Annotated in this window: 23 protein-coding genes and 1 pseudogene; 16 read left to right on the plus strand and 8 right to left on the minus strand. The window is 73.0% G+C overall.

Annotated elements, in window-relative coordinates; translation table 11 throughout:
- Positions 1-366 (plus strand): annotated as a pseudogene (locus tag IEZ17_RS42160) (hypothetical protein); the annotation flags it as partial.
- Here IEZ17_RS42160 and IEZ17_RS08895 read toward each other — a convergent pair.
- A complete protein-coding gene (locus tag IEZ17_RS08895; RefSeq protein ID WP_189298198.1) occupies positions 323-1,603 on the minus strand; it encodes a glycosyltransferase family 87 protein in 1,281 nt (426 codons plus the stop codon). The pseudogene IEZ17_RS42160 and the gene IEZ17_RS08895 sit on opposite strands and share 44 nt — an antisense overlap.
- Before the next feature lie 235 nt (positions 1,604-1,838).
- On the opposite strand from IEZ17_RS08895, the gene IEZ17_RS08900 reads away from it, so the two are divergent.
- Complete coding sequence (locus tag IEZ17_RS08900) at positions 1,839-2,981, plus strand: glycosyltransferase family 4 protein (protein WP_189298394.1); 1,143 nt, start codon at positions 1,839-1,841, stop codon at positions 2,979-2,981.
- A gap of 140 nt (positions 2,982-3,121) precedes the next feature.
- On the opposite strand, the gene IEZ17_RS08905 is transcribed toward IEZ17_RS08900, so the two are convergent.
- On the minus strand, positions 3,122-4,918 hold the full coding sequence (locus IEZ17_RS08905) for an AMP-dependent synthetase/ligase (RefSeq protein ID WP_189298200.1): 1,797 nt from the start codon (positions 4,916-4,918) through the stop codon (positions 3,122-3,124).
- A gap of 273 nt (positions 4,919-5,191) precedes the next feature.
- On the opposite strand from IEZ17_RS08905, the gene IEZ17_RS08910 reads away from it, so the two are divergent.
- The 6 genes from IEZ17_RS08910 to IEZ17_RS08935 all read left to right on the plus strand — a co-directional run bounded on the left by IEZ17_RS08910 (position 5,192) and on the right by IEZ17_RS08935 (position 10,278).
- Positions 5,192-5,968: a metallophosphoesterase family protein gene (locus tag IEZ17_RS08910; RefSeq protein WP_189298202.1), complete on the plus strand. Its 777-nt coding sequence runs from the start codon at positions 5,192-5,194 to the stop codon at positions 5,966-5,968.
- Between the two features lie 145 nt (positions 5,969-6,113).
- The gene (locus IEZ17_RS08915) at positions 6,114-6,596 is read left to right on the plus strand and encodes an SRPBCC family protein (protein WP_189298204.1); all 483 of its coding nucleotides are present in this window, start codon (positions 6,114-6,116) and stop codon (positions 6,594-6,596) included.
- 2 nt (positions 6,597-6,598) lie between these two features.
- Entirely contained in the window at positions 6,599-7,801 is a 1,203-nt protein-coding gene (locus IEZ17_RS08920; RefSeq protein WP_189298206.1) for an ArsA family ATPase, read from the plus strand.
- Between the two features lie 131 nt (positions 7,802-7,932).
- A complete protein-coding gene (locus IEZ17_RS08925; protein WP_189298208.1) occupies positions 7,933-8,418 on the plus strand; it encodes a DUF5304 domain-containing protein in 486 nt (161 codons plus the stop codon).
- A gap of 88 nt (positions 8,419-8,506) precedes the next feature.
- On the plus strand, positions 8,507-9,448 hold the full coding sequence (locus IEZ17_RS08930) for an ROK family glucokinase (protein WP_189298210.1): 942 nt from the start codon (positions 8,507-8,509) through the stop codon (positions 9,446-9,448).
- 5 nt (positions 9,449-9,453) lie between these two features.
- Complete coding sequence (locus IEZ17_RS08935) at positions 9,454-10,278, plus strand: endonuclease/exonuclease/phosphatase family protein (protein ID WP_189298212.1); 825 nt, start codon at positions 9,454-9,456, stop codon at positions 10,276-10,278.
- Between the two features lie 82 nt (positions 10,279-10,360).
- Here the strand turns inward: IEZ17_RS08935 and IEZ17_RS08940 are convergent, their stop codons facing one another.
- Positions 10,361-10,990, minus strand: coding sequence for a hypothetical protein (locus IEZ17_RS08940; protein ID WP_189298213.1), 630 nt, complete (start codon positions 10,988-10,990; stop codon positions 10,361-10,363).
- Positions 10,977-11,774 (minus strand): alpha/beta hydrolase, encoded by a 798-nt coding sequence (locus IEZ17_RS08945; protein ID WP_189298214.1) that lies wholly within the window; start codon positions 11,772-11,774, stop codon positions 10,977-10,979. Before IEZ17_RS08945 ends, IEZ17_RS08940 begins: the two co-directional genes overlap by 14 nt.
- Before the next feature lie 250 nt (positions 11,775-12,024).
- Here IEZ17_RS08945 and IEZ17_RS08950 point away from each other — a divergent pair, with 250 nt between their 5' ends.
- From IEZ17_RS08950 to IEZ17_RS08970, 5 genes are all read left to right on the plus strand, one after another.
- Positions 12,025-12,759, plus strand: a complete 735-nt coding sequence (locus IEZ17_RS08950) for a lysophospholipid acyltransferase family protein (RefSeq protein WP_189298215.1) — start codon at positions 12,025-12,027, stop codon at positions 12,757-12,759.
- Positions 12,760-12,832: 73 nt separating this feature from the next.
- Positions 12,833-14,170: a MacS family sensor histidine kinase gene (gene macS, locus IEZ17_RS08955; protein WP_373299760.1), complete on the plus strand. Its 1,338-nt coding sequence runs from the start codon at positions 12,833-12,835 to the stop codon at positions 14,168-14,170.
- A 23-nt stretch (positions 14,171-14,193) separates the two neighbouring features.
- Entirely contained in the window at positions 14,194-14,838 is a 645-nt protein-coding gene (locus IEZ17_RS08960) for a response regulator (protein WP_229852094.1), read from the plus strand.
- A 198-nt stretch (positions 14,839-15,036) separates the two neighbouring features.
- Positions 15,037-16,065, plus strand: coding sequence for a 6-phosphofructokinase (locus tag IEZ17_RS08965; RefSeq protein ID WP_189298217.1), 1,029 nt, complete (start codon positions 15,037-15,039; stop codon positions 16,063-16,065).
- Between the two features lie 147 nt (positions 16,066-16,212).
- A complete protein-coding gene (locus IEZ17_RS08970) occupies positions 16,213-17,229 on the plus strand; it encodes a 2-hydroxyacid dehydrogenase (protein WP_189298218.1) in 1,017 nt (338 codons plus the stop codon).
- Here the strand turns inward: IEZ17_RS08970 and IEZ17_RS08975 are convergent.
- Together IEZ17_RS08975 and IEZ17_RS44400 are read right to left on the minus strand one after the other, a co-directional pair.
- A complete protein-coding gene (locus tag IEZ17_RS08975) occupies positions 17,195-19,156 on the minus strand; it encodes an anthranilate synthase family protein (RefSeq protein WP_189298220.1) in 1,962 nt (653 codons plus the stop codon). The genes IEZ17_RS08970 and IEZ17_RS08975 overlap by 35 nt on opposite strands.
- A 105-nt stretch (positions 19,157-19,261) precedes the next feature.
- The gene (locus IEZ17_RS44400) at positions 19,262-19,324 is read right to left on the minus strand and encodes a trp operon leader peptide (RefSeq protein ID WP_373299770.1); all 63 of its coding nucleotides are present in this window, start codon (positions 19,322-19,324) and stop codon (positions 19,262-19,264) included.
- Between the two features lie 91 nt (positions 19,325-19,415).
- On the opposite strand from IEZ17_RS44400, the gene IEZ17_RS08985 reads away from it, so the two are divergent.
- Both IEZ17_RS08985 and IEZ17_RS42165 read left to right on the plus strand, forming a co-directional pair.
- Positions 19,416-20,765 carry a class II 3-deoxy-7-phosphoheptulonate synthase gene (locus IEZ17_RS08985; protein WP_189298225.1) on the plus strand — a complete coding sequence of 450 codons (1,350 nt, stop codon included), beginning with the start codon at positions 19,416-19,418 and terminating at the stop codon, positions 20,763-20,765.
- A gap of 154 nt (positions 20,766-20,919) precedes the next feature.
- Complete coding sequence (locus tag IEZ17_RS42165; protein WP_229852081.1) at positions 20,920-21,279, plus strand: (2Fe-2S)-binding protein; 360 nt, start codon at positions 20,920-20,922, stop codon at positions 21,277-21,279.
- Positions 21,280-21,319: 40 nt separating this feature from the next.
- Here the strand turns inward: IEZ17_RS42165 and bfr are convergent, their stop codons facing one another.
- The gene (gene bfr, locus IEZ17_RS08995) at positions 21,320-21,796 is read right to left on the minus strand and encodes a bacterioferritin (protein ID WP_189298227.1); all 477 of its coding nucleotides are present in this window, start codon (positions 21,794-21,796) and stop codon (positions 21,320-21,322) included.
- A 154-nt stretch (positions 21,797-21,950) separates the two neighbouring features.
- On the opposite strand from bfr, the gene IEZ17_RS09000 reads away from it, so the two are divergent.
- Positions 21,951-22,571 (plus strand): sulfite oxidase-like oxidoreductase, encoded by a 621-nt coding sequence (locus IEZ17_RS09000; protein WP_189298229.1) that lies wholly within the window; start codon positions 21,951-21,953, stop codon positions 22,569-22,571.
- A 57-nt stretch (positions 22,572-22,628) separates the two neighbouring features.
- Here IEZ17_RS09000 and IEZ17_RS09005 read toward each other — a convergent pair whose 3' ends face one another.
- Entirely contained in the window at positions 22,629-23,528 is a 900-nt protein-coding gene (locus IEZ17_RS09005) for a deoxyribonuclease IV (protein ID WP_189298231.1), read from the minus strand.
- Between the last annotated feature and the right edge of the window lie 38 nt (positions 23,529-23,566).

Consider the following 23,566-nt stretch of genomic DNA (forward strand, 5'->3'; position numbering starts at 1 on the left):
CCGACCGACGGCGACTTCGGCTTCCGGGCGGGCGCGGAGCGGCTGGCCACGGCGTACGAGGGCGGCTGGCTGGCCTGCCGGATGATCGCCGAGAAGTGGGGCGAGGCCCGGCTGATCGCCTTCTACCGGGACACCGGGCGCCGCGGGATCCGTACGGCGGCGGGGACCGCGAAGGCGCCGATGGAGGCGAAGACGTCCGGCCCCACCACCGCCCCGGCGGCGTCCGCGGCGCCCGCGGTGGGCGGCGGCAGCCGGCAGTCCGCCCGCACCGCGGCGGTGGACCGCGCGCTGCGGGACCAACTCGGCGTCGGACTGGCCGAGTTCACCGCGATGTGGCGCGTGTATGTGCAGCGCCAGCTGGGGTGACCGCGGGGCGGGCGCCCGGTACCCCGGCCCGCGCCGCGGTGTCCGGGCCACCCCGGGTGGCGGCCCACAGACGGCGGCAGGCGCTCAGCGACGCGGCCACCAGCAGGCCGTTGCGGAGCAGCAGCAGGGTGATGCCCTGGGTGGTGCTCCCCACCACGTCCGAGAAGCAGATCGGAAATTCCAGCAGGGTGACGCCGGTCGCCAGCAGGACGAGGGCCGCCGGCCACCCCTGCCGGCTGCCCCGTACGGTCCGGCACACCGCGGCCAGCCCGACCAGCCACAGCAGGTACTGCGGGCTGATCACCCTGCTGGTGGTGGTGAACAGGAGGGCGGCGGTGAACGCGGCGTCGGGGAGCACCGCGGCGGTCAGCTCCCGGGCGCGCAGCCGCCACAGCACCAGCCAGGCCAGGGCGGCGCCGGTCAGCGCCAGCGCCAGGGTGCTGACCAACGGGACGCCGGGGCCGAGGAATTCCACCGAGCCGTAGTTGAGCAGTACGTCGCCGCTCCAGCCGAAGTGCCGGGCGATGTGGAAGACCAGCGCGCCCAGCGACTCGATCTCCGTACCCCGGTCGCGCTGGAAGGTGACGAACGCCAGCGCGCCCGGCGCCAGCGCCACGGCGCACAGCGTCAGCCCGGCGGCCCAGCCCGCCGCGTGGCCCCACAGGGCGCGCGCCCGGCGCCCGCGCAGCGGCGCCCCGGCCAGCAGCAGCGCCGGCCAGACCTTCAGCAGCGCGCCGAAGGCGATCAGGGCGCCCGCCACCCGGGGCCGCCGGACCGCCGCGCACAGTGCGGCGACGGCCACCGCGGTCACCATCAGGTCGTACCGGGCGTACGCGGTCGGGCCGAGCAGCGCGACGCCGATGATCCACACCCAGGCGCCGGCGGTGCGGTGCCCGGCCCGGCGCCCGGCGCGCAGCAGAAGCGCCAGCACCGCCGCGTCGGCGGCCAGGACCAGCACGGCGAACGCGGTGGCGTAGGGGAGGAACGGCAGCAGGCCGGGGGCGAGGACCGGCAGCGCGGCGGCCGGCGGGTACTGCCAGGTCACGTCGTCGAGGGGGAAGCTGCCGGTCTTCAGGACCTCGGACCAGCCCTGGTAGATCGTCGAGACATCGGTGGTGACGTCCGGGCCGGGCAGCACCAGCACCCCCAGCACGCACAGCAGTAACAGTGCCCGGGTCGCGGCCCAGGCCGCCACCGGGAGCCCCGCCGCGCATGCCCTGCTGCCGGTGCTGCTCATGCTCTCCCCGTCGGTCGTCGGCCGCCCTGCCTGCATGATCATGATGACGCCGGTGGCCGGTCACGCGATCGCGGACCCCCGGGTGGGCGTGGCGGGAGCGGTACAGCCGGGCGGGCCGGGGCGCGCGCCCGCGGCGGGCCGCCTACCCGGTACTGTCGGGCCCAACCGCCCGTACCGCCGGGATCCGGACCGCCCGCCGGCGCTGCCCACCGACCCCGTCCGCCGAGAGACCACCGTGCACAAGACCCTGATCGTCACCAACGACTTCCCGCCGCGGCCCGGCGGCATCCAGGCATTCCTGCACAGCATGGCGCTGCGGCTGGACCCCTCGCAGGTCGTGGTCTACGCCTCGACCTGGAAGCGGAGCGAGGAGGGCCGCGCGGCCACCGCCGCCTTCGACGCGGAGCAGCCGTTCCCCGTGGTGCGGGACCGTACGACGATGCTGCTGCCCACGCCCCGGGTGACCCGGCGGGCGGTGTCCCTGCTGCGCGAACACGGCTGCTCCTCGGTGTGGTTCGGGGCCGCCGCGCCGCTGGGGCTGATGGCACCGGCGCTGCGCGCGGCCGGCGCCCGCCGCATCGTGGCGACCACCCACGGCCACGAGGCGGGCTGGGCGCAGCTGCCCGCCGCCCGGCAGCTGCTGCGCCGGATCGGCGAGGGCACCGACACCCTCACCTACCTCGGCGAGTACACCCGCTCGCGGATCGCCGCCGCGCTCACCCCGGAAGCCGCCGCCCGGATGGTCCAACTCCCGCCCGGCGTCGACGAGAAGACCTTCCACCCCGGTTCGGGCGGCCACGCGGTGCGCGCCCGCCTCGGCCTCGCCGGCCGCCCGGTCGTGGTCTGCGTCTCCCGGCTCGTCCCGCGCAAGGGCCAGGACACCCTCATCGAGGCGATGCCGGCGATCGTCGCGGAGGTGCCGGACGCGGTGCTGCTGATCGTGGGCGGCGGCCCGTACGAGGAGCACCTGCACGCCCTGGCACTGGAGAAGGGCGTCGCCGACGCGGTCCGCTTCACCGGCGCGGTCCCCTGGGAGGAGCTGCCGGCCCACTACGGCGCGGGCGACGTCTTCGCGATGCCCTGCCGCACCCGCCGCGGCGGGCTCGACGTGGAGGGGCTGGGCATCGTCTACCTGGAGGCGTCCGCCACCGGTCTGCCGGTCGTCGCGGGCGACTCGGGCGGCGCCCCCGACGCGGTCCTGGACGGCGAGACCGGCTGGGTGGTCCCCGGCGGCTCCCCGGCCACCGCCGCCGAACGCCTGGTCACGCTCCTCAAGGACCCGGCCCTGCGCCGCACCATGGGCGAGCGGGGCCGTGCCTGGGTGGAGGAGAAGTGGCGCTGGGACCTGCTGGCGGAGCGGCTGAAGGAACTGCTCTAGGGCCCGTCGTCCCCCTGCGGGGTGCGGCGGATACCGCACCACCGGGGCGCACACAGGAATCCGCCGCCGCGGCGAGCAGCCACGACGGCGGATGACGAGCGGTGCCGAGCACTCGGCGAACCCCGCGCGGGGGACAGGCCCTACCCCCGGTAGATCGCCTCGATCTCCTCGGCGAAGTCCTTGGCCACCACGTTCCGCTTCAGCTTCAGCGACGGGGTGACATGGCCCGACTCCTCGGTGAACTGGGCCGGCAGGATACGGAACTTGCGCACCGACTCGGCCTTGGAGACCGCCGCGTTGCCGTCGTCGACCGCGCGCTGGACGGCGGCCAGGAGGTCGGGGTCGTCGGCGATGTCGGCGGGCTTCACGTCGGCCGGGTGGCCGTGCTCCTCGGCCCAGCGGGGCAGGAACTCCTCGTCGAGGGTGACCAGGGCGCCGATGAAGGGGCGGCCGTCGCCGACGACCATGCACTCCGCGATCAGGGCGTGGGCGCGGATGCGGTCCTCGATGACGGCGGGGGCGACGTTCTTGCCGCCCGCGGTGACCAGTATTTCCTTCTTGCGGCCGGTGATGGCGAGATAGCCGTCCTCGTCGAGGGTGCCGATGTCGCCGGTGTGGAACCAGCCGTCGGACAGCGCCTCCTGGGTGGCCGTCGGGTTGTTCCAGTACTCGGAGAAGAGGTGCTCGCCGTGCAGCAGCACCTCGCCGTCGTCGGCGATCCGGACGACGGAGCCGGGCAGCGGCTGGCCGACCGTGCCGATCTTCTGCCGGTCCCAGGGGTTGAAGGCGGTGGCCGCACAGGACTCCGTGAGGCCGTAGCCCTCCAGGACGGTGAAGCCGATGCCGCGGTAGAAGTGGCCCAGCCGCTCGCCGAGCGGGGCGCCGCCGGAGATGGCGTGGGCGGCCCGGCCGCCGAGGACGGCCCGCAGCTTGCCGTAGACCAGCCGGTCGAAGACCTTGTACGTGAACTTCAGCCCGAAGGACGGCCCGGCGGGGGTGTCCAGCGCGCGGCTGTAGGCGATCGCGGTCTCCGCCGCCTTGTCGAAGATCTTGCCCTTGCCTTCGGCCTGGGCCTTGGCGCGCGCCGAGTTGTAGACCTTCTCGAAGACCCGGGGGACGCCCAGGATCATCGTCGGCCGGAAGGAGGCGAGGTCGTCGGTGAGGTTCTTGATGTCCGGCGCGTGGCCCAGCTTGATGGGCGCCATGACCGAGGCGACCTGGACCAGCCGGCCGAAGACGTGCGCGATGGGGAGGAAGAGCAGGACCGAGGAGTCGCCGGTGCGGAAGAGCGGGCGCAGCCGCTCGACGATGTTGCCGCACTCCGCGAAGAAGCTGCGGTGGCTGAGCACGCAGCCCTTGGGCCGGCCGGTGGTGCCGGAGGTGTAGACGATCGTGGCGGGCGAGTCCGCGTCGGCCAGCGCGCTGCGGGCGTCGACCTCGGCATCGGAGATGTCGTCGCCGGCGGCCCGGAGGCGGGCGATGGCGTCCCGCTCGATCTGCCAGATGTTCGCCAGGTCGGGCAGCCGGTCGCGGACCGACTCGACGGTGGCCTCGTGGCCGGGCGTCTCCACCAGGCAGGCCACCGCGCCGGAGTCGCCGAGGATCCACTGGATCTGCTCGGCGGAACTGGTCTCGTATACGGGGACGGTGATGGCGCCGGCGCTCCAGATGGCGAAGTCCAGCAGCGTCCACTCGTAGCGGGTGCGCGACATCAGGCCGACCCGGTCGCCGGGCTGGATGCCGGCGGCCATCAGGCCCTTGGCGGCGGCGCGGACCTCGGCGAGGAAGGTGGCGGCGGTGACGTCCTGCCACGACCCGTTCACCTTCCGTCCCAGAACCGCAACATCCGGGTGCTGCGCGGCATTTCTACGGATAAGATCCGTCAGATTGCCGTCCGCGGGGACCTCGTACAGGGCCGGAAGGCTGAACTCGCGCAAGACTGCTGCTCCTCGAAAGCGCCGGCGCCACGACGCTGTGTGCGCACCGGCTTGCGGTCCATGATCATGCGGGGGGATTGGACTGCCCGGACGTTACCCACCGGTATTGCTTTTGGGATAGGGGGTTACGGCCAGATGTTCGATGCGTCACATGCTGGGGACAGGTCATAAGACTGCACCGTGCAGACTAAACCAGGCCAATGGTGACCCGAAAGTAACCGCGGGCACCGGACCGGCCTCCCGCCGCCGCGCGGAGGGATCTAGGGTGACGCCATGCGCGTGCATGTGGTCAGTGACGTCCATGGCAACAGCCGGGACCTCGCCGCGGCGGGGGACGGTGCCGACGCCCTGGTGTGCCTCGGTGACCTGGTCCTCTTCCTTGATTACGCCGACCACTCGCGCGGCATCTTCCCCGACCTCTTCGGGGTCGCCAACGCCGACGCCCTGGTCGAACTCCGCACCGCCCGCCGCTTCGACGAGGCCCGTGAGCTGGGGCGCCGGCTGTGGGGTGAGCTGGACCGGTCGGGCGCGAGCCGCGAGGCGGTCATCGAGAGCGCGGTCCGCCGGCAGTACGCCGACCTCTTCGCCGCGTTCCCCACCCCCACGTACGCCACCTACGGCAATGTCGACATGCCGCGCCTGTGGCCGGAATACGCCGGGCCCGGTACCACCGTCCTGGACGGCCAGCGGGTGGAGATCGGCGGCCGGGTCTTCGGCTTCGTCGGCGGCGGCCTGGCCACGCCGATGAAGACGCCGTACGAGATCGGCGACGAGGAGTACGCCGCCAAGGTCGAGGCGCTCGGCGAGGTGGACGTGCTGTGCACCCACATCCCGCCGGACGTCCCCGAGCTCTGCTACGACACCGTCGCCCGCCGCTTCGAGCGCGGCAGCGCGGCCCTGCTGCACGCGATCCGCACCACCAGGCCGCGCTACTCCCTGTTCGGGCACGTCCACCAGCCGCTCGCCCGCAGGGCCCGGATCGGCAGTACGGAATGCGTCAATGTCGGGCACTTCAATGCGACCGGGACGCCCTATGTCCTGGAGTGGTGAGCCCGGTGCCGGCGGCTGTCCGGCCCGTCGTTCCGGGCCCGCTGGTGTCGGTGCGGGTTCCGCCGCGCGGTAGCCTTCAGCAGCAGAGACACCGTGTTTCAGCGGTCCGGGGACCGGCATGAATCGGCATGGAGGAGTCACGGCGATGGCCGAACACACCAGCTCGAACATCACGATCGAGGCGGCACCGGCCGAGGTGATGGGAGTGATCGCCGACTTTGACCGCTATCCGGAGTGGACCGGAGAGGTCAAGGAGGCGGAGGTGCTCGCCACGGACGACCGGGGCCGCGCGGAGAAGGTGCGCCTGGTGCTGGACGCCGGCGCCATCAAGGACGACCACACCCTCGCCTACACCTGGACCGGTGAGAACGAGGTCAGCTGGTCGCTGGTCAAGTCGCAGATGCTGCGCGTCCTCGACGGCTCGTACCGCCTCGCCGGACTGGAGGGCGGCACCCGCACCGAGGTCACCTACCAGCTCACCGTCGACGTCAAGATCCCGATGCTCGGGATGATCAAGCGCAAGGCCGAGAAGGTCATCATCGACCGGGCGCTGGCCGGGCTGAAGAAGCGCGTCGAGAGCGGCCCCGCGGCCCCCGAGGCATCCGCCGACGAGGCCGAGAAGCACTGAGCGTGCGGACCGTCCTCGTCACCGGCCCCGGCGGCGCGGGCCGCACCACGCTCGCCGCCGCGACCGCCTTGGCCGGTGCCCGGCAGGGCGCGCGGACCCTGCTGCTCACCACCCAGAGCAGCGCCCCGGAGGCGGTGCTGGGCGCCCGCCCCGGCGTCGACGCACCCGCCCCGATAGCCGCCGCCCCCGGCCTGCACGCCCGCCGGATCGACCCCGCCGACCGCTTCCGCCAGGAGTTCCTCTCCTTCCAGGAGCGCGCCGGCGCGGCCCTCGACCTGCTCGGCGCGGCCCCCCTCGACGAGGACGAACTCACCGAACTCCCGGGCTCCGAAGCCTTCGCGCTGCTGCACGCGCTGCGCACCGCGCACGCCTCGGGCGACTGGGAGCTGCTGGTCGTCGACGCGCCGCCGGCCGCTGAAACGATCCGGCTGCTCGCCCTGCCCGCCCAGGTCCGCCGCTACCTCCGCCGCCTGCTGCCGCCCGAGCGCCAGGCGGCCCGCGCGCTGCGCCCGGTGCTCGCCCAGCTCGCCGGCGTCCCCATGCCGGCCCAGAAGCTGTACGAGGCCGCCGAGCGCTGGGAGCGCGAACTCGCCGCCGTCCAGCGGGTGGTGGACGCCCCCGGCACCTCCGTACGCCTGGTCACCGAGGCCGGCCCGGTCGCCGCCGCCACGCTGCGCACGCTGCGCGCCGGACTCGCGCTGCACGGCCGCCGCACCGACGGCGTCCTGGTCAACCGGCTGCTGCCCACCGGCTCCGCGGACCCCTTCCTCGCCGGGCTCTCCGGCAGCCAGCAGAGCGCCCTCAAGGCGCTGCGCGACGAGTTCCCCGACGTCCCCGTGCGCGAGGTGCGGCACCTGGGCCGCGACCCCCAGGGCATCGACGAACTCGGCGAGCTGCTCGACGGGCCGGCCACGGCCGACCTCCCCGCCGACCACCCCGACCCCTGGACCGTCGAGGACCGGCTGGCCGCCGACGGCATCCTGGTCTGGCGGGTGCCGCTGCCCGGCGCCCGGCGGGAGGGCCTCGGCCTGGTGCGCCGCGGCGACGAGATCGTGGTCAGCGTCGGTCGCTTCCGGCGGATCCGCACGCTCCCCTCCGCCCTGCGCCGTTGCACCGTCTCCGGCGCCGGACTGCGCGACGGCGTCCTGGAGATCCGCTTCACCCCGGATCCGGACCTGTGGCCGCGGAGCGGCACAAGCGACTGAACCGCCCGCCTCCCTTCGGGTACCGTCGGAGGTGTACCCGCCGTGCACAGCCCGTCCCGCAGTGCCTGCGGCACCGTCAGGCCGTACCGCGTCGCAGCACCGCCCCGCCGCAGGAGTCCACGGAGTTCGTCATGAGTGATGCCACCGAGCGCCCCGCCGACCGCAGGGCCGAGCCCGACGCCGACGCCTGGTCGACGGCCTGCGCCGAGGACCTCGCATCGGAGCAGGCCCGCCGCCGGGACACCTACGGCCCCCCGCCGGGGAGCGCCGCCGAGGAACTGCGCAAGCTCGCGGAGGCGGTGACCGACAAGCTCGCCGGGATCCAGCTGCCCGGCGCGCTCGGCGGGATGGCCGCGCAGAGCGCCGTCAACCAGCTGTTCCGGCAGGCCAGGGCCGCCGTGGAGCCGGTCATCGAGCGCAACCCCGATGTCTTCGACCACCTCGCGGCGGCCGGCTCCGAGCTGCTCGCCGCCTACCGCTCGGTCGTGGAGAGCAGCGAGCGCCGCTGGACCCGCGGGACGGACACCGGCGATCGGCCCGACGGCCCGGCCGCCGGACGGGACGGCGATCCGCGCGACGACGGTCCGGCGGGCACGGAGCGGATCGATCTCGACTGACTCCCCCAAGGTCGTAAGGACCGGGGAGGGACCCCCACCTCCGGTACGGTTGGTCCCGGCGGGGTTCGAGCGAAAAACTGAGGGACACATGGGACTCACCATCGGCGTCGACATCGGCGGCACGAAGATCGCGGCCGGCGTGGTCGACGAAGAGGGTTCGATCCTTGAGACGTGCAAGGTACCGACCCCGCAAGCCACCGACGAGCTGACCGAGGCCATCGCGGACGCCGTCCGCACGGTCGGAGCCGATCATCATGTCGAGGCCGTCGGCATCGGCGCCGCCGGCTATGTCGACGAGAAGCGCGCCACGGTCCTGTTCGCGCCGAACATCGACTGGCGCCACGAACCGCTCAAGGACAAGGTCGAGCAGCGCGTCGGCCTCCCCGTCGTCGTCGAGAACGACGCCAACGCCGCGGCCTGGGGTGAGTACAGGTTCGGCGCCGGCCAGGGCCACAGCGACGTCATCTGCATCACGCTCGGCACCGGCCTGGGTGGCGGCATCATCATCGGCAACAAGCTCCGCCGCGGCCGGTTCGGCGTCGCCGCCGAGTTCGGCCACATCCGGGTCGTCCCCGACGGCCTGCTCTGCGGCTGCGGCAGCCAGGGCTGCTGGGAGCAGTACGCCTCCGGCCGCGCCCTGCTGCGGTACGCCCGGCAGCGCGCCTTCGCCACCCCGGAGAACGCCACCGTCCTGCTCTCGCTGGGCGACGGCACCCCCGAGGGCATCGAGGGCCGGCACATCAGCCAGGCCGCCCGCCAGGGCGACCCGGTCGCCATCGACTCGTTCCGCGAACTGGCACGTTGGGCCGGCGCCGGCCTGGCCGACCTGGCGTCGCTGTTCGACCCGTCCGCCTTCATCGTCGGCGGCGGCGTCTCGGACGAGGGCGAGCTGGTCCTGGACCCGATCCGCAAGTCCTTCCGCCGCTGGCTGGTCGGCAACCAGTACCGGCCCCACGCCCAGGTGCTCGCCGCGCAGCTCGGCGGCAAGGCCGGACTGGTCGGCGCGGCCGACCTGGCGCGCCAGGGCTGACACGGATGGCGGCCGAGCGCTCCGGACGCCCGGCGGCCGGTACCGGACTTCCCGGCGCCGGCGGCTCACTTCCCGGGCCCGGCACGGGACTTCCGGAGTCCGGCACCGAGGAGGACGGCTCCGCGGTCGTCAGGGTGCTCAGCTACAACATCCGCTCCCTGCGTGACGATCGGGCGGCGCTGGCCCGGGTCATCCGGGCCTGCGCCCCCGATCTCGTCCTCGTCCAGGAGGCCCCGCGCTTCTTCCGCTGGCGCAAGGCCGCCGAGCGGCTGGCCCACGCGAGCGGCCTGGTGTACGTCACCGGCGGCGCGACGACCGCGGGCCCGATGATCCTCGCCGCGCTCCGCGCCCAAGTGGAGCGCACCGAGGACGTCCTGCTGCCCCGCACCCCGGGACTGCACCAGCGCGGCTTCGCCACCGCCGTGCTCCGCTTCGGCCGCGCCCGGCTCGGCGTCCTCAGCTGCCACCTCAGCCTCGACGCCCGTGAGCGCTACGGCCAGGCCGGGCTGCTGCTGGACCGGCTGGCCGCGCTGGACGTGCCGTACGCGGTGGCCGGGGGCGACCTCAACGACCGTCCGGACGGCCGGAGTTTCCGCCGGGTGGCGGGGGCGCTGCGGGACGGCTGGGCCGCCGAGCCGTGGGGCGGCGAGTTCACCTCCACACCCCGTGAGCCGCGGCAGCGGATCGACGCGGTGTTCGCCACGGACGGGGTGCAGATCCTCGGGTGCGGGGTGCCGCGGGGGCTGCGCGGGGTGCACGAGGCCGACCTCGTCCGCGCCTCGGACCATCTGCCGGTCCTGGCGGCCGTGCGGGTGCCCGCCGCCGGCTAGCCGCACCCGGCCGCCGGACGCGGGTCCCCACCAGCCGGACGGGGCGCAACGGCCGCCGGACGGGCCGGAATCCGGGGGCGGTTCAGACCACCGCCCCGCCGCCCGGCAGGTCGTCGTCGTCCTCGCGGTCGTTCTTCATGCGGGCGACGAGCGTGGCGAAGCCGCCCAGGAAGCCGCCGATGCCGAGGACGGTGATCCACCACGTCACCGGCTGCTGGAGGAGCATCATGACGACCAGCAGGAGCGGGCCGCCGAGGACCGCGATCCAGGCGAACTTGGTGGTGACGTCGGGGCTCGGCAGCGGGGGCGGCTCGGGCGGGGTGAAGTGGCCCTCGTCGGTCGCGTCGAAGTCGTCGTCGGACGGTTCGGCGGCGGACCAGTCGCGCGGTCCCACGCCGGGTGCGAAGACCACGAAGCTGCCGGGCCGGGAAGGGCCACCGGGGCTGCCCGGGGTGCCGGGACTGCCGGGGGCGTCGTCCGCGGGCGAGCCTTCGGCGGACGGGCCGTCGGGCTCCCGGTCGGCGGCCTTGCCGGGGTCCTGGCCGACGGCCTTGTCCGTGCCCTGGCCGGCCGCGTCCGGTGCCCGGCCGGCGTCGCGCGGGCCGTCCGGATCCGGGAACTCCGGCTGCTCCCCGTAGCCCGCGACGATCTCGGCCCAGGCGGCCTCTTCGTCCAGCGGGTCCCGGGGGTCGCGGGGGCTACGCTCCGCCACTGGCCGCCGTCCCCTCCTGGACCGCACCCGGCCCCGCCTCCGGGGCGAGCCGGGTGATGAAGGCGTGGCTGTCCCGGAAGATCCGCTCCGCGTCGTGGTCGAGCGTGGCGACGTGGTAGCTGCGCTCCAGGAGCGTGTGCCGGACGTCCGTGGAGGACACCCGGCTCAGGATGCGGTCGGAGTCGGCGGGCGGTACGACATGGTCCTGCGGGCTGGTCATCACCAGCAACGGCTGGGTGACGCGCGGGAGTTCGGAGTCGACCTGCTGGAAGAACCGGCGCAGCGAGTGCGCGGCGTGCAGCGGCACCCGGTCGTAGCCGACCTCCTCGGCGCCGGGCTTGGCGATGTCGCTGGCGATCCCCTTGGTCGAGCGGACGACATGGCGCAGCACCGGCAGCAGCGGCGCCGCCGCGTCGTGCACCTTGTTGCCCGGATTGACCACCGCCACCCCGCTGACGACGTCTCCGTGCTTGGCGGCCAGCCGCAGCGCCAGCGCGCCGCCCATGGAGAGGCCGCAGACGAAGACCTTGGTGCACCGCTCGGCCAGCGCGCGCAGCTCCCGGTCCACCTCGGCGTACCAGTCCTGCCAGGTGGTGAGCTGCATGTCCTGCCACCGCGTGCCGTGGCCGGGCAGCAGCGGGACGGTGACGCTCAGCCCCTGGTCGGCGAGGTATTCGGCCCAGGGGCGCACGGACTGCGGGGAACCGGTGAAGCCGTGACATACGAGGACGCCGACCTCTCCGCCGTCACGGCGGAACGGCTCGGCTCCGGGAAGGAGCGGCACCGGGGAACTCCGATCGATGAGGGGGGCTGGCGGGTTACCTCAGGGTACGCGGAGTGACCGCGGCGGGGTAGGGCCTGCGCCCGCCGGAGGGGCAGGTCGGGGGACCGGTGAGCGGTGCGTCCGGTACGCCCGCGCGGCCTCCGGCGGGCCCGTATGCCGTCTCGTGGACCGGTCGCGGCGATCGGCGCGCCACGAGGGGGTTAAGGTCTTTGCGTCACACACAGGAGGCAGTCGGTTGATCTACGGCGCAATGAAGTTTTCCATCGGCGGACCGCTGAGGCTTGCGTTCCGTCCCTGGGTGGAAGGCATCGAGAACATTCCCGCCGAGGGTCCGGCGATCCTCGCGAGCAACCACCTGTCCTTCTCGGACTCCTTCTTCCTGCCCGCGGTGCTGGACCGCAAGGTCACCTTCATCGCGAAGGCCGAGTACTTCACCTCCCCGGGGGTCAAGGGCAAGCTGACGGCCGCGTTCTTCAAGGGCGTGGGCCAGCTCCCGGTCGACCGCTCGGGCGCCCGCGGCGCGGGCGAGGCGGCGATCAAGAGCGGCATCGAGGTGCTGGAGCGCGGTGAGCTCTTCGGCATCTACCCGGAAGGCACCCGCTCCCCGGACGGCCGGCTCTACCGCGGCAAGCCGGGCGGCCTGGCGCGGGTGGCGCTGGCCACCGGGGCGCCGGTCATCCCCGTGGCGATGATCGACACCGAGAAGGTGCAGCCTCCCGGGAAGATCCTGCCCAAGATGGTCCGGCCGGGCATCCGCATCGGCAAGCCGCTGGACTTCAGCCGCTACCAGGGCATGGAGAACGACCGCTTCATCCTGCGCTCGGTCACCGACGAGGTGATGTACGAGATCATGAAGCTGTCCGGCCAGGAGTACGTCGACATCTACGCGACGGCGGCCAAGCGGCAGATCGCCGAGGCGGCCAAGGCCGCGGAGGCGAAGAAGAAGGCCGAGGCGGAGCAGGCCGCACAGGCCGGCGCCGAATAGACGGGACAGACGGGACAGACGGGCAAGCCGGGACCGGGGGCAGCGCTGCCCCCGGCGAGGGGTGGGGGCCGGAATGACGGATGCCGACATACGGACGGCCGACGGCGGCGTGGACGGCGCCGGTACGGCGGCAGGTGGCCGGGAGGCCAGGGGCGGCGGCAGGCCCCCGAAGGTGCTGCGGATGTCCGTCGAGCTCCCGCTGTGGCGGGCGATCACCGGCTACCGCATCCTGACCCTCGGCTACGCCCTGTGCCTGTTCGCGCTGTCGTACAACCAGTACGCCCACCCGCTGGGCGCCGCCGCCTACATGGGTGCGATCACCCTGTGGACGGCGTTGACCTGGCGCCGTACGACCTCCCCGGAGCGCTGCACCCGGCGCTTCCTGGTCGCCGATCTCGGCTTCGCGGTCGGCGGCATCCTGCTGACCTCGGTGGTCGACACCCACGCCCGCATCATGGGCGGCGCGGCGACGCTGCCCTCCATCTGGACGGCGGGCGCGGTGCTGGGCTTCGCGATCAGGGGCGGCTGGCGGTGGGCCGCGGTGGCCTCCACCATCGTCGCGGTGGTCAACCTCGTCGAGCGCGAGGAGCTGGCCCGGGACACCGTCCACAACGTGGTGCTGGTGTGGGTGGCCAGCGTCGCCATCGGCTATGTCGTCGAGGTGGCCCGCGCCAGTGAGCGGACCCTCGCCCACGCGCTCCAGATCGACGCCGCCACCCGGGAGCGGGAGCGGCTGGCCCGCGACATCCACGACAGCGTGCTCCAGGTACTGGCCATGGTGCAGCGGCGCGGTGCCGCGATCGGCGGCGAGGCGGCCGAGCTGGGGCGGATGGCCGGCGAGCAGGAGGTGGCGCTGCGCACCCTGGTCTCCACCGGGCTGGTGCCGCCGCAGCGAACGGTCCCGCCGGCCGGGTCCGCGGCCACCGTCGCGGACCCGGCCGGCGCGCGGCGGGAGGCCCCGGCCGCGGTGCCCGACGCCGGCGGCCCCTGCGACCTCCAGGTGCTGCTCGCCCCGTACGCCGGTGCCGGGGTGACGCTCTCCGGGCCCGGTACGCCGGTCGAGCTGCCGGCCGTCGCGGCGGCGGAGCTGGCCGCCGCTGTCAGTGCCGCACTGGACAATGTGCGGGTGCACGCGGGGGCCGGCGCCCGCGCGTGGATCCTGGTGGAGGACGAACCGGACGCGGTGATCGTGACGGTTCGGGACGACGGCCCCGGCATTCCCGAGGGGCGGCTCGCGGACGCCGAGCGCGAGGGCCGCCTCGGCGCGGCGCTGTCGATCCGCGGCCGGCTGCGGGACCTCGGCGGCAGCGCGGAGTGGATCTCGGTCCCCGGCCAGGGCACCGAAGTGGAGCTGAAGGTTCCCAAGGGCGCGGCGCCCGAGGGAGGACGACGGGGGAAGGCAGGAGCGTGACGGACGAGACGGCCCTGCGGGTCATGGTGGTCGACGACCACCCGATGTGGCGGGACGCGGTCGCCCGGGATCTGGCGGAGGCCGGGTGCGACGTGGTGGCGACGGCCGGTGACGGCCTACAGGCGGTGCGCCGCGCCCAGGCGGTGGCGCCCGATGTGCTGGTCCTGGACCTGAATCTCCCGGGGCTGCCCGGCGTCCAGGTGTGCAAGCAGCTGGTCGGCGCGGTTCCGTCGCTGCGGGTGCTGGTGCTCTCCGCGAGCGGTGAGCACGCCGATGTCCTGGAGGCGGTGAAGTCCGGCGCGACCGGCTATCTGCTGAAGTCGGCGAGCACCGAGGAACTGCTGGACGCGGTGCGGCGCACGGCCGCCGGCGACCCGGTGTTCACCCCGGGGCTGGCCGGCCTGGTGCTCGGCGAGTACCGCCGGCTGGCCACCGAGCCGGCCCCGGCGACCGCGGACGAGCCGGGCGCCCCGCAGCTGACGGACCGGGAGACCGAGGTGCTGCGCCTGGTCGCCAAGGGCCTCTCGTACAAGCAGATCGCCGAGCGGCTGGTGATCTCGCACCGCACGGTGCAGAACCACGTCCAGAACACCTTGGGCAAGCTCCAGTTGCACAACCGCGTGGAGCTGGTGCGGTACGCGATCGAGCGCGGCCTCGACGGGGTGTGAGGCGACCGCCCCGGGCGCCCGTCCCTCCCCGATGGTGACCGCTTCCGCTCGTACGGGTGAACGCCTCGCGTCGACTCCCTTGGGATCAGGCGGAATCCGCGACTCACCCATCCCGGAGTGACCCAGCTCACCATTAGCGTGACGAGGGTTGGCTCATTGACGGCCGTGCGCGGCCATGGACGGGACGTAGGTGAAGCGATGCGGGTCGGAGTACTGACCGGTGGCGGCGACTGCCCGGGTCTGAACGCAGTGATCAGGGGCATCGTCCGCAAGGGCACCCAGGAGTACGGATATGACTTCGTCGGCTTCCGGGACGGCTGGCGCGGACCGCTGGAGGGCAACACGCTCCCGCTGGGCATCCCGGCGGTGCGCGGCATCCTGCCCCGGGGCGGCACGATCCTCGGTTCGTCGCGGACCAACCCCTTCAAGGAGGAGGACGGTGTCCGACGGATCAAGGAGACGCTGGCAAAGCAGGAGGTCGAGGCGCTGATCACGATCGGCGGCGAGGACACCCTCGGCGTCGCCGCCCGGCTCTACGAGGAGCACGGCGTCCCCTGCGTCGGCGTGCCCAAGACCATCGACAACGACCTCTCGGCCACGGACTACACCTTCGGCTTCGACACCGCCGTCGGCGTCGCCACCGAGGCCATCGACCGGCTGCACACCACGGCCGAGTCCCATATGCGGGTCCTGGTCGTCGAGGTGATGGGCCGGCACGCCGGCTGGATCGCCCTGCACTCCGGCCTGGCCGGCGGCGCCAACGTCATCCTCATCCCGGAGCAGCGCTTCGACGTCGGCCAGGTCTGCGCCTGGATCGACTCCCGCTTCAAGGCCAGCTACGCCCCCATCGTGGTGGTCGCCGAGGGCGCGATGCCGAAGGACGGCGAGATGGTCCTCAAGGACGGCAGCACCGACTCCTTCGGGCACGTCCGGCTGTCCGGTGTGGGGGAGTGGCTGGCCAAGGAGATCGAGGCGCGCACGGGCAAGGAGGCGCGGACCACCGTCCTCGGGCACACCCAGCGCGGCGGCACCCCGAGCGCCTTCGACCGCTGGCTGGCCACCCGCTTCGGGCTGCACGCCATCGACGCGGTGCGGGACGCCGACTACGGGAAGATGGTCGCGCTGCGCGGCACCGACATCGTCCGGGTGCCGCTCTCCGACGCCACCGCCAAGCTGAAGACGGTCGACCCGGCGCTGTATGCCGAGGTCGGGGTGTTCTTCGGCTGAGAGCCGGGCCGTTCTCCCTCCGGGCGGCACCGTCGGGCGAGGGGCCGTATATTCGCCATACGCGACATATTCGCCATGCGCGACATATCCGGCCCATTGCTTCGGCGGGGTCCGGCCTCAGAACACCACGCACCGGCGGGAGGGAACGTGGAGATCGTCGCATTCGGCGTGCAGGCGGACGAGCGGCCACTGCTGGAGGAGGCGTTCGACGGCCACCACCAGGTCCGCTGCCTGGACGTCTTCCTCAACCGCGACACCGCCCCCATCGCGCACGGCTACGAGGTCGTCAGCACCAACGTGAACGCCGATCTGAGCGCCGAGGTGCTACAGACCCTCGCGGCCGGCGGGACCAAGATGGTCGCCCAGCGCTCCACGGGCTTCAACAACATCGATCTGGAGGCCGCGGCCGACCTGGGACTGACCATCGGCCGGGTCTCCTCGTATTCGCCGTACGCGGTCGCCGAATTCGCCTGGGCGCTGGCGCTGGCCGTGAACCGGCGGCTCGTACGGGCCGCCGAGCGCACCCGGAACTTCGACTTCCGGCTGGACGGCCTGATGGGGCGCGATCTGCACGGCCGTACCGCGGGCGTGGTCGGCACCGGCAGGATCGGCGAGGCGTTCACCCGGATCGCGCACGGCTTCGGGATGAAGCTGCTCGGCTGGGACCTCGCCGAGAACCCGGAGTGCGTGGCGCTCGGCATGCGCTACGTCCCCCGGGAGCGGCTGTTCGCCGAGGCGGACCTGATCACCCTGCACGTGCCGCTGGTCGACGACACCCGGCACCTCGTCGACGCGGCGGCGCTGGCCGCCATGAAGGACGACGCGATCCTGATCAACTCCAGCCGGGGCGGGCTGGTCGACACCGCGGCCCTGGTCGAGACGCTGAAGGCCGGCCGGCTCACCGGTGTCGGCCTCGACGTCTACGAGGAGGAGGCCGGGCTCTTCTTCTTCGACCGGTCCCTCGACGTCATCAACGACGACACCCTCGCCCGCCTGATGACCTTCGCGAACGTGCTGGTCACCTCGCACCAGGCGTACTTCACCGAAGAGGCGGTCGGCCAGATCATCGCGACCACGGTGGCCAACGTCGAGGACCATCTGGCCGGCCGCACCAGCGAGCACATGCTGGTCACACGAGGACAGCTGCCAGCAGCTGCGCGGTGACCGAGGCGCCGTCCAGGGTCAGCACCGACTCGGGGTGGAACTGCACCCCGGCGAACCCCGGACCGCGCAGCGCGTGCACCTCGCCGGTCGTCTCGTCGCGGCTCAACTCGACTCGATGCATGGCGAGTTCGGCTGCCGTGCGGTCGTCGCAGCGGGCCGTGAAGGTGTTGTAGAAGCCCACCGTCTCCGGCCGCCCGAAGAAGTCGATCCGCTCCTGCGCGCCCTGGAACGGGACGTCCTTGCGGACGATCTCCAACCCCAGCTCGGCGGCGATGAGTTCATGGCCGAGGCAGACGCCGAGGAGACCCTGACGGTGTTCGGCGAGCAGCTCGGCGGCCAGCGTGCGCAGGAAGCGCATCTTCGGGTCGGCGGCGTCGGACGGGTCGCCCGGCCCCGGGCCCAGCACGACCGGGCCCCGGTGGGCGAGGGCGGCCTCGCGCAGCCCCGGCTCGTCGTAGCGGCGCACCGTCACCGTCAGCCCCGAGGTGCGCAGCAGATGCGCCAGCATCGCGGTGAAGGTGTCCTCGGCGTCGACGACCAGGGCGTGGCCGCGCAGCTCGGCGGTCGGCACGGCGGACTGCATCCGCAGCCAGAAGGGCGCCAGGCCGGCGCGCCGGGCGTCCAGCGCGGCCCGGACCCGCGGGTCGTCGGCCAGCCGCGGCGGCCGGCCCCCGTCCGCCGGGCGCGCCGGCGCCTGCCGCACCCCCAGCGCGGTGAGCACGCCCGCCGCCTTCGCATGCGTCTCGGCGACCTCCGCGTGCGGGTCCGAGGCGCGCACCAGGGTGGCGCCGACCGGCACCCGCAGCCGGCCGGCCGCCGTGACGTCGGCGGTACGGATCAGGATCGGCGAGTCCAGCGTCCGGCTCCCCGTGCCGTCGTCCCCGGGGGCGCGTCCGATGAGCGCCAGCGCGCCCGCGTAGTAGCCGCGGCCGTGCCCGTCGGGGCCCACCGGCTCGTACCGCTCGATGACCCGGCAGGCGTTCTGCACCGGCGACCCGGTGACCGTCGCCGCGAACATCGTCTCCTTGAGGACCTCGCGCACGTCCAGGGTGGAGCACCCGCGCAGCTCGTACTCGGTGTGGGCGAGATGCGCCATCTCCTTGAGCCGGGGCCCGATCACCACCCCGCCCCGGTCGCCGACGGTGCACATCATCTTCAGTTCCTCGTCCACCACCATCGACAGCTCCTCGGCCTCCTTGCGGTCGCCGAGGAACGCCAGCAGGCTCTCCGGAGTCGGCCCCTGCGCCGGGTAGCGGTAGGTCCCGCTGATCGGATTCATCACGACCGTCGAGCCGGTCATCCGGACGTGCACCTCGGGGCTGGCCCCGACCAGTGTGCGCACCCCCGGCCGGTGCACCACGAACGTCCAGTACGCCCCGCGCTCACCGGCCAGCAGCCGCCGGAACAGCGCCAGCGCGTCCGCCGCCGAGAAGTCCGCGATCTCGCCCTCGAAGGTCCGGCGGATGACGAAGTTCGCGCCCTCGCCGGTGCCGATCTCGTCCCGCACCACCCGCTCGACGATCTCCGCGTACGCCGCGTCGGCCACGTCGAACGCCCCGCCCTCGACCCGTACGGCATGCGCCGGGAGCGCCGCCAGCACCTCGTCCAGCGGCAGCTCGTGGCTCTCGGCGGGGCGCAGTACGGCCAGCGGGGCGCCGTCGTCGTGCGCCCGGAAGCCGCGCTCGCGGATCTGCCGGAACGGGACCAGCGCCAGTGCGTCGGTCACCGGCGCGTCCGGCACCCCCTCGCCCAGCGGGATGTCGGCCAGCCGCTCGACCTCGGTCACCTCGCCGATCAGCACCTCGACGACGCTGCCGTCCCGCCCTGGGGCGCGGCGGCGCAGCAGGGCGAACGGCGGGCAGGCGGGATCGAGCAGCCGCTGGACCAGCGCGGCGGCATCGGGCCGGATCTGGGGCTCGGGGTGCATGGCGGTTCCTTCCGGGAGTGCTTGCGGTGCGGAGGGAACGGCCGTGGGAACACCGAAGGCCGCCCCTCGGGCGGCCTTCGCGAAATCGTGGGATGTGCGCGCGAATCAGTGGGCCGCCGGATGAGCGGTCCACCACCAGTTCCTGTTCATGTCCGGTCGCGTGCACATGCCCGGCACCCTACCGAACTTCCCGGACACGGGTGTCTCACAGTCCGGATGCCGGACGGACACCCCTGCGTGACCCCGTAATGTGGGGGATGTGACCGTGAACGCTGAAACCCACGCCGGTGGCAACACCTGGCGAGACCTGCCCGCGGCGCAGCAGCCCGACTGGCCGGACCAAGAGGCTCTGCGCGATGTGATCGCGGAGCTCGAGTCCTATCCGCCGCTCGTCTTCGCGGGCGAGTGCGACCAGCTGCGCGAGCGCCTGGGAGCGGTCGCCCGGGGTGAGGCGTTCCTCCTCCAGGGCGGCGACTGCGCGGAGGCATTCGACGCCGTCTCCGCCGAGCACATCCGCAACAAGCTCAAGACGCTCCTCCAGATGGGCGCCGTGCTGACCTACGCCGGGTCCGTCCCGGTGGTCAAGGTCGGCCGGATCGCCGGCCAGTACAGCAAGCCGCGCTCCAAGCCGACCGAGACCCGCGACGGCGTGACCCTGCCGACCTACCGTGGCGACTCCGTCAACGGCTTCGAGTTCACCTCCGAGGCCCGTATCCCGGACCCGCAGCGGCTCAAGCGGATGTACCACGCCTCCGCGGCGACCCTGAACCTCGTCCGGGCCTTCACCACCGGCGGCTACGCCGACCTGCGCCAGGTGCACGCCTGGAACCAGGACTTCGTGAAGTCCTCGCCCTCCGGACAGCGCTACGAGGCGCTGGCCCGCGAGATCGACCGGGCGATGAACTTCATGAACGCCTGCGGGGTGGACCCGGAGGAGTTCCGGACCGTCGAGTTCTACTCGTCGCACGAGGCGCTGATCCTGGACTACGAGTCGTCGCTGACCCGCGTCGACTCGCGGACCGGCAACCTCTACGACGTCTCCGGCCACATGGTCTGGATCGGCGAGCGCACCCGCCAACTGGACGGCGCGCACATCGAGTTCGCGTCCCGGATCCGCAACCCGATCGGCGTGAAGCTCGGCCCGACGACGACGCCGCAGGACGCGCTGACCCTCATCGACCGGCTCGACCCGCACCGCGAGCCCGGCCGGCTCACCTTCATCACGCGGATGGGCGCGGACAAGATCCGCGACAAGCTGCCCGACCTCGTGGAGAAGGTCACCGCGTCCGGTGCGCAGGTCGTGTGGATCTGCGACCCGATGCACGGCAACACCTTCGAGGCGGCCTCGGGCCACAAGACCCGCCGCTTCGACGATGTGCTGGACGAGGTCAAGGGCTTCTTCGAGGTCCACAAGAGCCTCGGCACGCACCCGGGCGGCATCCACGTCGAGCTCACCGGTGACGACGTCACCGAGTGCGTGGGCGGCGGCGACGAGATCTTCGTCGACGACCTGCACCAGCGCTACGAGACGGCCTGCGACCCGCGGCTCAACCGCAGCCAGTCGCTGGACCTGGCGTTCCTGGTGGCGGAGATGTACCGCGACCAGTAAGGCGTGACGTACGGAAGTGGGGCGCGGATCCTGTGATCCGCGCCCCACTGCGTTGCGCCGCATTGTTCAGCCCGCGCGGTCGCGGGTAAGGTAAGGGTTACCTCACTCAAGATCGGCCGGATCGGGTGAGCCGTCCTTACGGAGGTGAAACCGCGTGTACGTCTGCTCATGCTTCGGCATCACCGAGCAGCAGGTCCGCGAACACGCGGACCGGGGCGCCTGCACGCCCCGCCAGGTCGCCTCCGCCTCCAAGGCCGGCACCGACTGCGGCAGCTGCGTGCGCCGCATCCAGTCGCTGCTGGGCCGCGGTGCGTGCCCCCGGCGAGAGCTGATCGACAGCGGCGCCCCGGATGCGCTGGGAGCGGAACCGGAGCCGTTGGGTTCGGTGCCCGACGCGCTGCGCGCGGAGCCCGAGCCGTCGAGTCGGGCGTCCGACGCGCTGCTCGTGGCGAGTGGGCCGCCGGCCGTGGCGGCGGGCGCACCGGTGCCCGGGGACCTCCGGGCGGTCGCGTAGCCATCAGGGCCGGCCGGCGGGTGCGCATGGCGCCGGGGCCTCAGCTCGGCTGCTCGATCAGCTGGGAGATGTAGAGCGCTTCCCCGAGCTTCTCGACCAGCTCCAGCTGGGTGTCGAGGTAGTCGATGTGGTGCTCCTCGTCGGCGAGGATGTCCTCGAAGATGTTCGCCGAGGTGATGTCGCCCTTGGCGCGCATGATCTCGATCCCGCGCTTGAGCCGGTCGATGGCCTCGACCTCGATCTGCCGGTCCGCCTGGAACATCTCGGTGACGGTCTGGCCGACGCGTACGTGGAACAGCCGCTGGTAGTTGGGCAGCGCTTCGAGGAAGAGGATCCGGTCGGTCAGGATCTCCGCGTGCTTCATCTCGTCGAAGGACTCGGAGCGGGTGTACTTCGCGAGCTTGGGCCAGCCGAAGTTCTCCTGCATCTTGGAGTGCAGGAAGTACTGGTTGATCGCGGTCAGCTCGGCGGTCAGCTGCTCGTTGAGGAATTCGATGACCTCGGGGTCGCCCTGCATGGCTGCGGGCCCCTTTCGCGCGGGAACTGGGAAGGTGCCGCGCATCCTCGCACCGCGCGGAGTCGGGCGTCCAGTAAGTTCACGCTTAGTACGAGTTGCCCGAATCTGTCCCTCCTGGTCATCGGCACCCTTCCGGGTCTGACACCATGGGGGCATGGGTCAGCCGGAACGCCGCGAAGAGGAGCCTGTGCTACCTCCGGGGCAGCGGTTGCAGCGGGGGTGGCCGGTGACGCATTACGGGCCGGTCCCGAAGTTCCGCCCCGAACGCTGGGAGTTCCGGGCCTTCGGTGCCACCGCGGACGGTGCCAAGCACTGCTGGACCCACGAGGAGTTCACGGCGCTGCCGTATGCCACCGTCGTCGCCGATATGCACTGCGTGACGAAGTTCAGCATGCTCGGCGCCGAGTGGGGCGGGGTGCTGACCCGCACGATCCTGGAGCTGGCGCCGCCCGCGCCCGACGTCACCCATGTGATGGTGTGGGCCGAGTACGGCTTCAGCTCGAATCTGCGGCTGGCGGACTTCGCCGCGGACGACTGCATCTTCGCCACCCACCGCTCCGGGGAGCTGCTCACCGCCGAACACGGCTTCCCGGTCCGGCTGATCGTGCCGCACCTGTACGCCTGGAAGGGCCCCAAGTGGGTCCGCGGCATCGAGTACATGACGGCGGACCGCCGCGGCTTCTGGGAGGAGCGCGGCTACCACAACCTGGGCGACCCGTGGCGCGAGCAGCGCTACTCGTACCAGGAGGAGCCGGGCGAGGGCCCGGAGCTCTGAGCCCCGGGCCCCGGCCGTCCCACGCCCAGCCGGCGGCGGCGCGGGCCGGGCGCGGAATCAGTGCCCGCGCAGCTCCTTGAGACGGGCCACGTCCGCCGCATGGCCCTCCGGACCGCCCGGGGTCTCGATCACCAGGGGGACGCCGCTGGTCGCGGGGTGGGTGAACAGCTCGGCGAACGGCTCCGCGCCGATGTGGCCGGCGCCGATGTTGGCGTGCCGGTCCTTGTGGGCGCCGGCCACGTCCTTGGAGTCGTTGGCGTGGATCAGCTTGAGCCGGCCCTCGCCGGTGACCTGCACCAGCTCGTCCAGCAGCGCCTTCATCCCGCCCGGGGCCGCCATGTCGTGCCCGGCCGCGAAGGCGTGGCAGGTGTCCAGGCAGACGCCGAGCCGCGGATGCCGGTCCAGCGCGTCGAAGTACGGGCCGAGGTCCTCGGCCAGTGCGCACAGCGAGGCGCCCTGACCGGCCGTCGGCTCCAGCAGCAGCCAGGGGTCGTCGTCGTGCGTCAGCTCGTCCAGCAGGGGCCGCATCCGCTCCCGTACCTGCGCCAGCGCCACCTCGCGCGGCCGGCCGCCGGTCGCCGACCCGGTGTGCACGACCACGCCGAGCGCACCGATCTCCCGGCCGCGGCGCAGCGAATGCCGCAGCGACGCCACGGACTTGTCGACCGTCGCCTCGGTGTGCGAGCCGAAGTTGATCAGATACGGCGCATGGACGTACGCCGGAATCCCCTCCCGGTCGCAGCCGGCGCGGAACGCCTCGTCCTGCTCGGGGCTGCCGGGCGGCGTCGCCCAGCCGCGCGGGTTGGCGACGAAGACCTGGACGGTCTCGCCGCCCATCTCGCGGGCGTACGGAAGGCCGACCTTGGCCAGGCCGCCGGCCACCGGCACATGGCCGCCGACCGGATTGCGGGCACGGGCGCGCCGGGCGGCGCCCTCGGGGGACAGGGGAGTACTCACCCTCCCAGGGTGCCAGGTACCCCGCGGGCGTCCGCGGG

Source organism: Streptomyces albospinus (genome assembly GCF_014648695.1).
GTDB lineage: Bacteria > Actinomycetota > Actinomycetes > Streptomycetales > Streptomycetaceae > Streptomyces > Streptomyces albospinus.

Excerpts from the sequence above, each read along its gene's own strand:
- IEZ17_RS08895 (WP_189298198.1), bottom strand. The coding sequence starts at position 1,603 with ATGAGCAGCACCGGCAGCAGGGCATGCGCGGCGGGGCTCCCGGTGGCG.
- IEZ17_RS08910 (WP_189298202.1), top strand. The coding sequence starts at position 5,192 with ATGCGCGTGCATGTGGTCAGTGACGTCCATGGCAACAGCCGGGACCTC.
- IEZ17_RS08915 (WP_189298204.1), top strand. The coding sequence starts at position 6,114 with ATGGCCGAACACACCAGCTCGAACATCACGATCGAGGCGGCACCGGCC.
- IEZ17_RS08925 (WP_189298208.1), top strand. The coding sequence starts at position 7,933 with ATGAGTGATGCCACCGAGCGCCCCGCCGACCGCAGGGCCGAGCCCGAC.
- IEZ17_RS08930 (WP_189298210.1), top strand. The coding sequence starts at position 8,507 with ATGGGACTCACCATCGGCGTCGACATCGGCGGCACGAAGATCGCGGCC.
- IEZ17_RS08935 (WP_189298212.1), top strand. The coding sequence starts at position 9,454 with ATGGCGGCCGAGCGCTCCGGACGCCCGGCGGCCGGTACCGGACTTCCC.
- IEZ17_RS08950 (WP_189298215.1), top strand. The coding sequence starts at position 12,025 with ATGAAGTTTTCCATCGGCGGACCGCTGAGGCTTGCGTTCCGTCCCTGG.
- macS (WP_373299760.1), top strand. The coding sequence starts at position 12,833 with ATGACGGATGCCGACATACGGACGGCCGACGGCGGCGTGGACGGCGCC.
- IEZ17_RS08960 (WP_229852094.1), top strand. The coding sequence starts at position 14,194 with ATGGTGGTCGACGACCACCCGATGTGGCGGGACGCGGTCGCCCGGGAT.
- IEZ17_RS08965 (WP_189298217.1), top strand. The coding sequence starts at position 15,037 with ATGCGGGTCGGAGTACTGACCGGTGGCGGCGACTGCCCGGGTCTGAAC.
- IEZ17_RS08975 (WP_189298220.1), bottom strand. The coding sequence starts at position 19,156 with ATGCACCCCGAGCCCCAGATCCGGCCCGATGCCGCCGCGCTGGTCCAG.
- bfr (WP_189298227.1), bottom strand. The coding sequence starts at position 21,796 with ATGCAGGGCGACCCCGAGGTCATCGAATTCCTCAACGAGCAGCTGACC.
- IEZ17_RS09000 (WP_189298229.1), top strand. The coding sequence starts at position 21,951 with ATGGGTCAGCCGGAACGCCGCGAAGAGGAGCCTGTGCTACCTCCGGGG.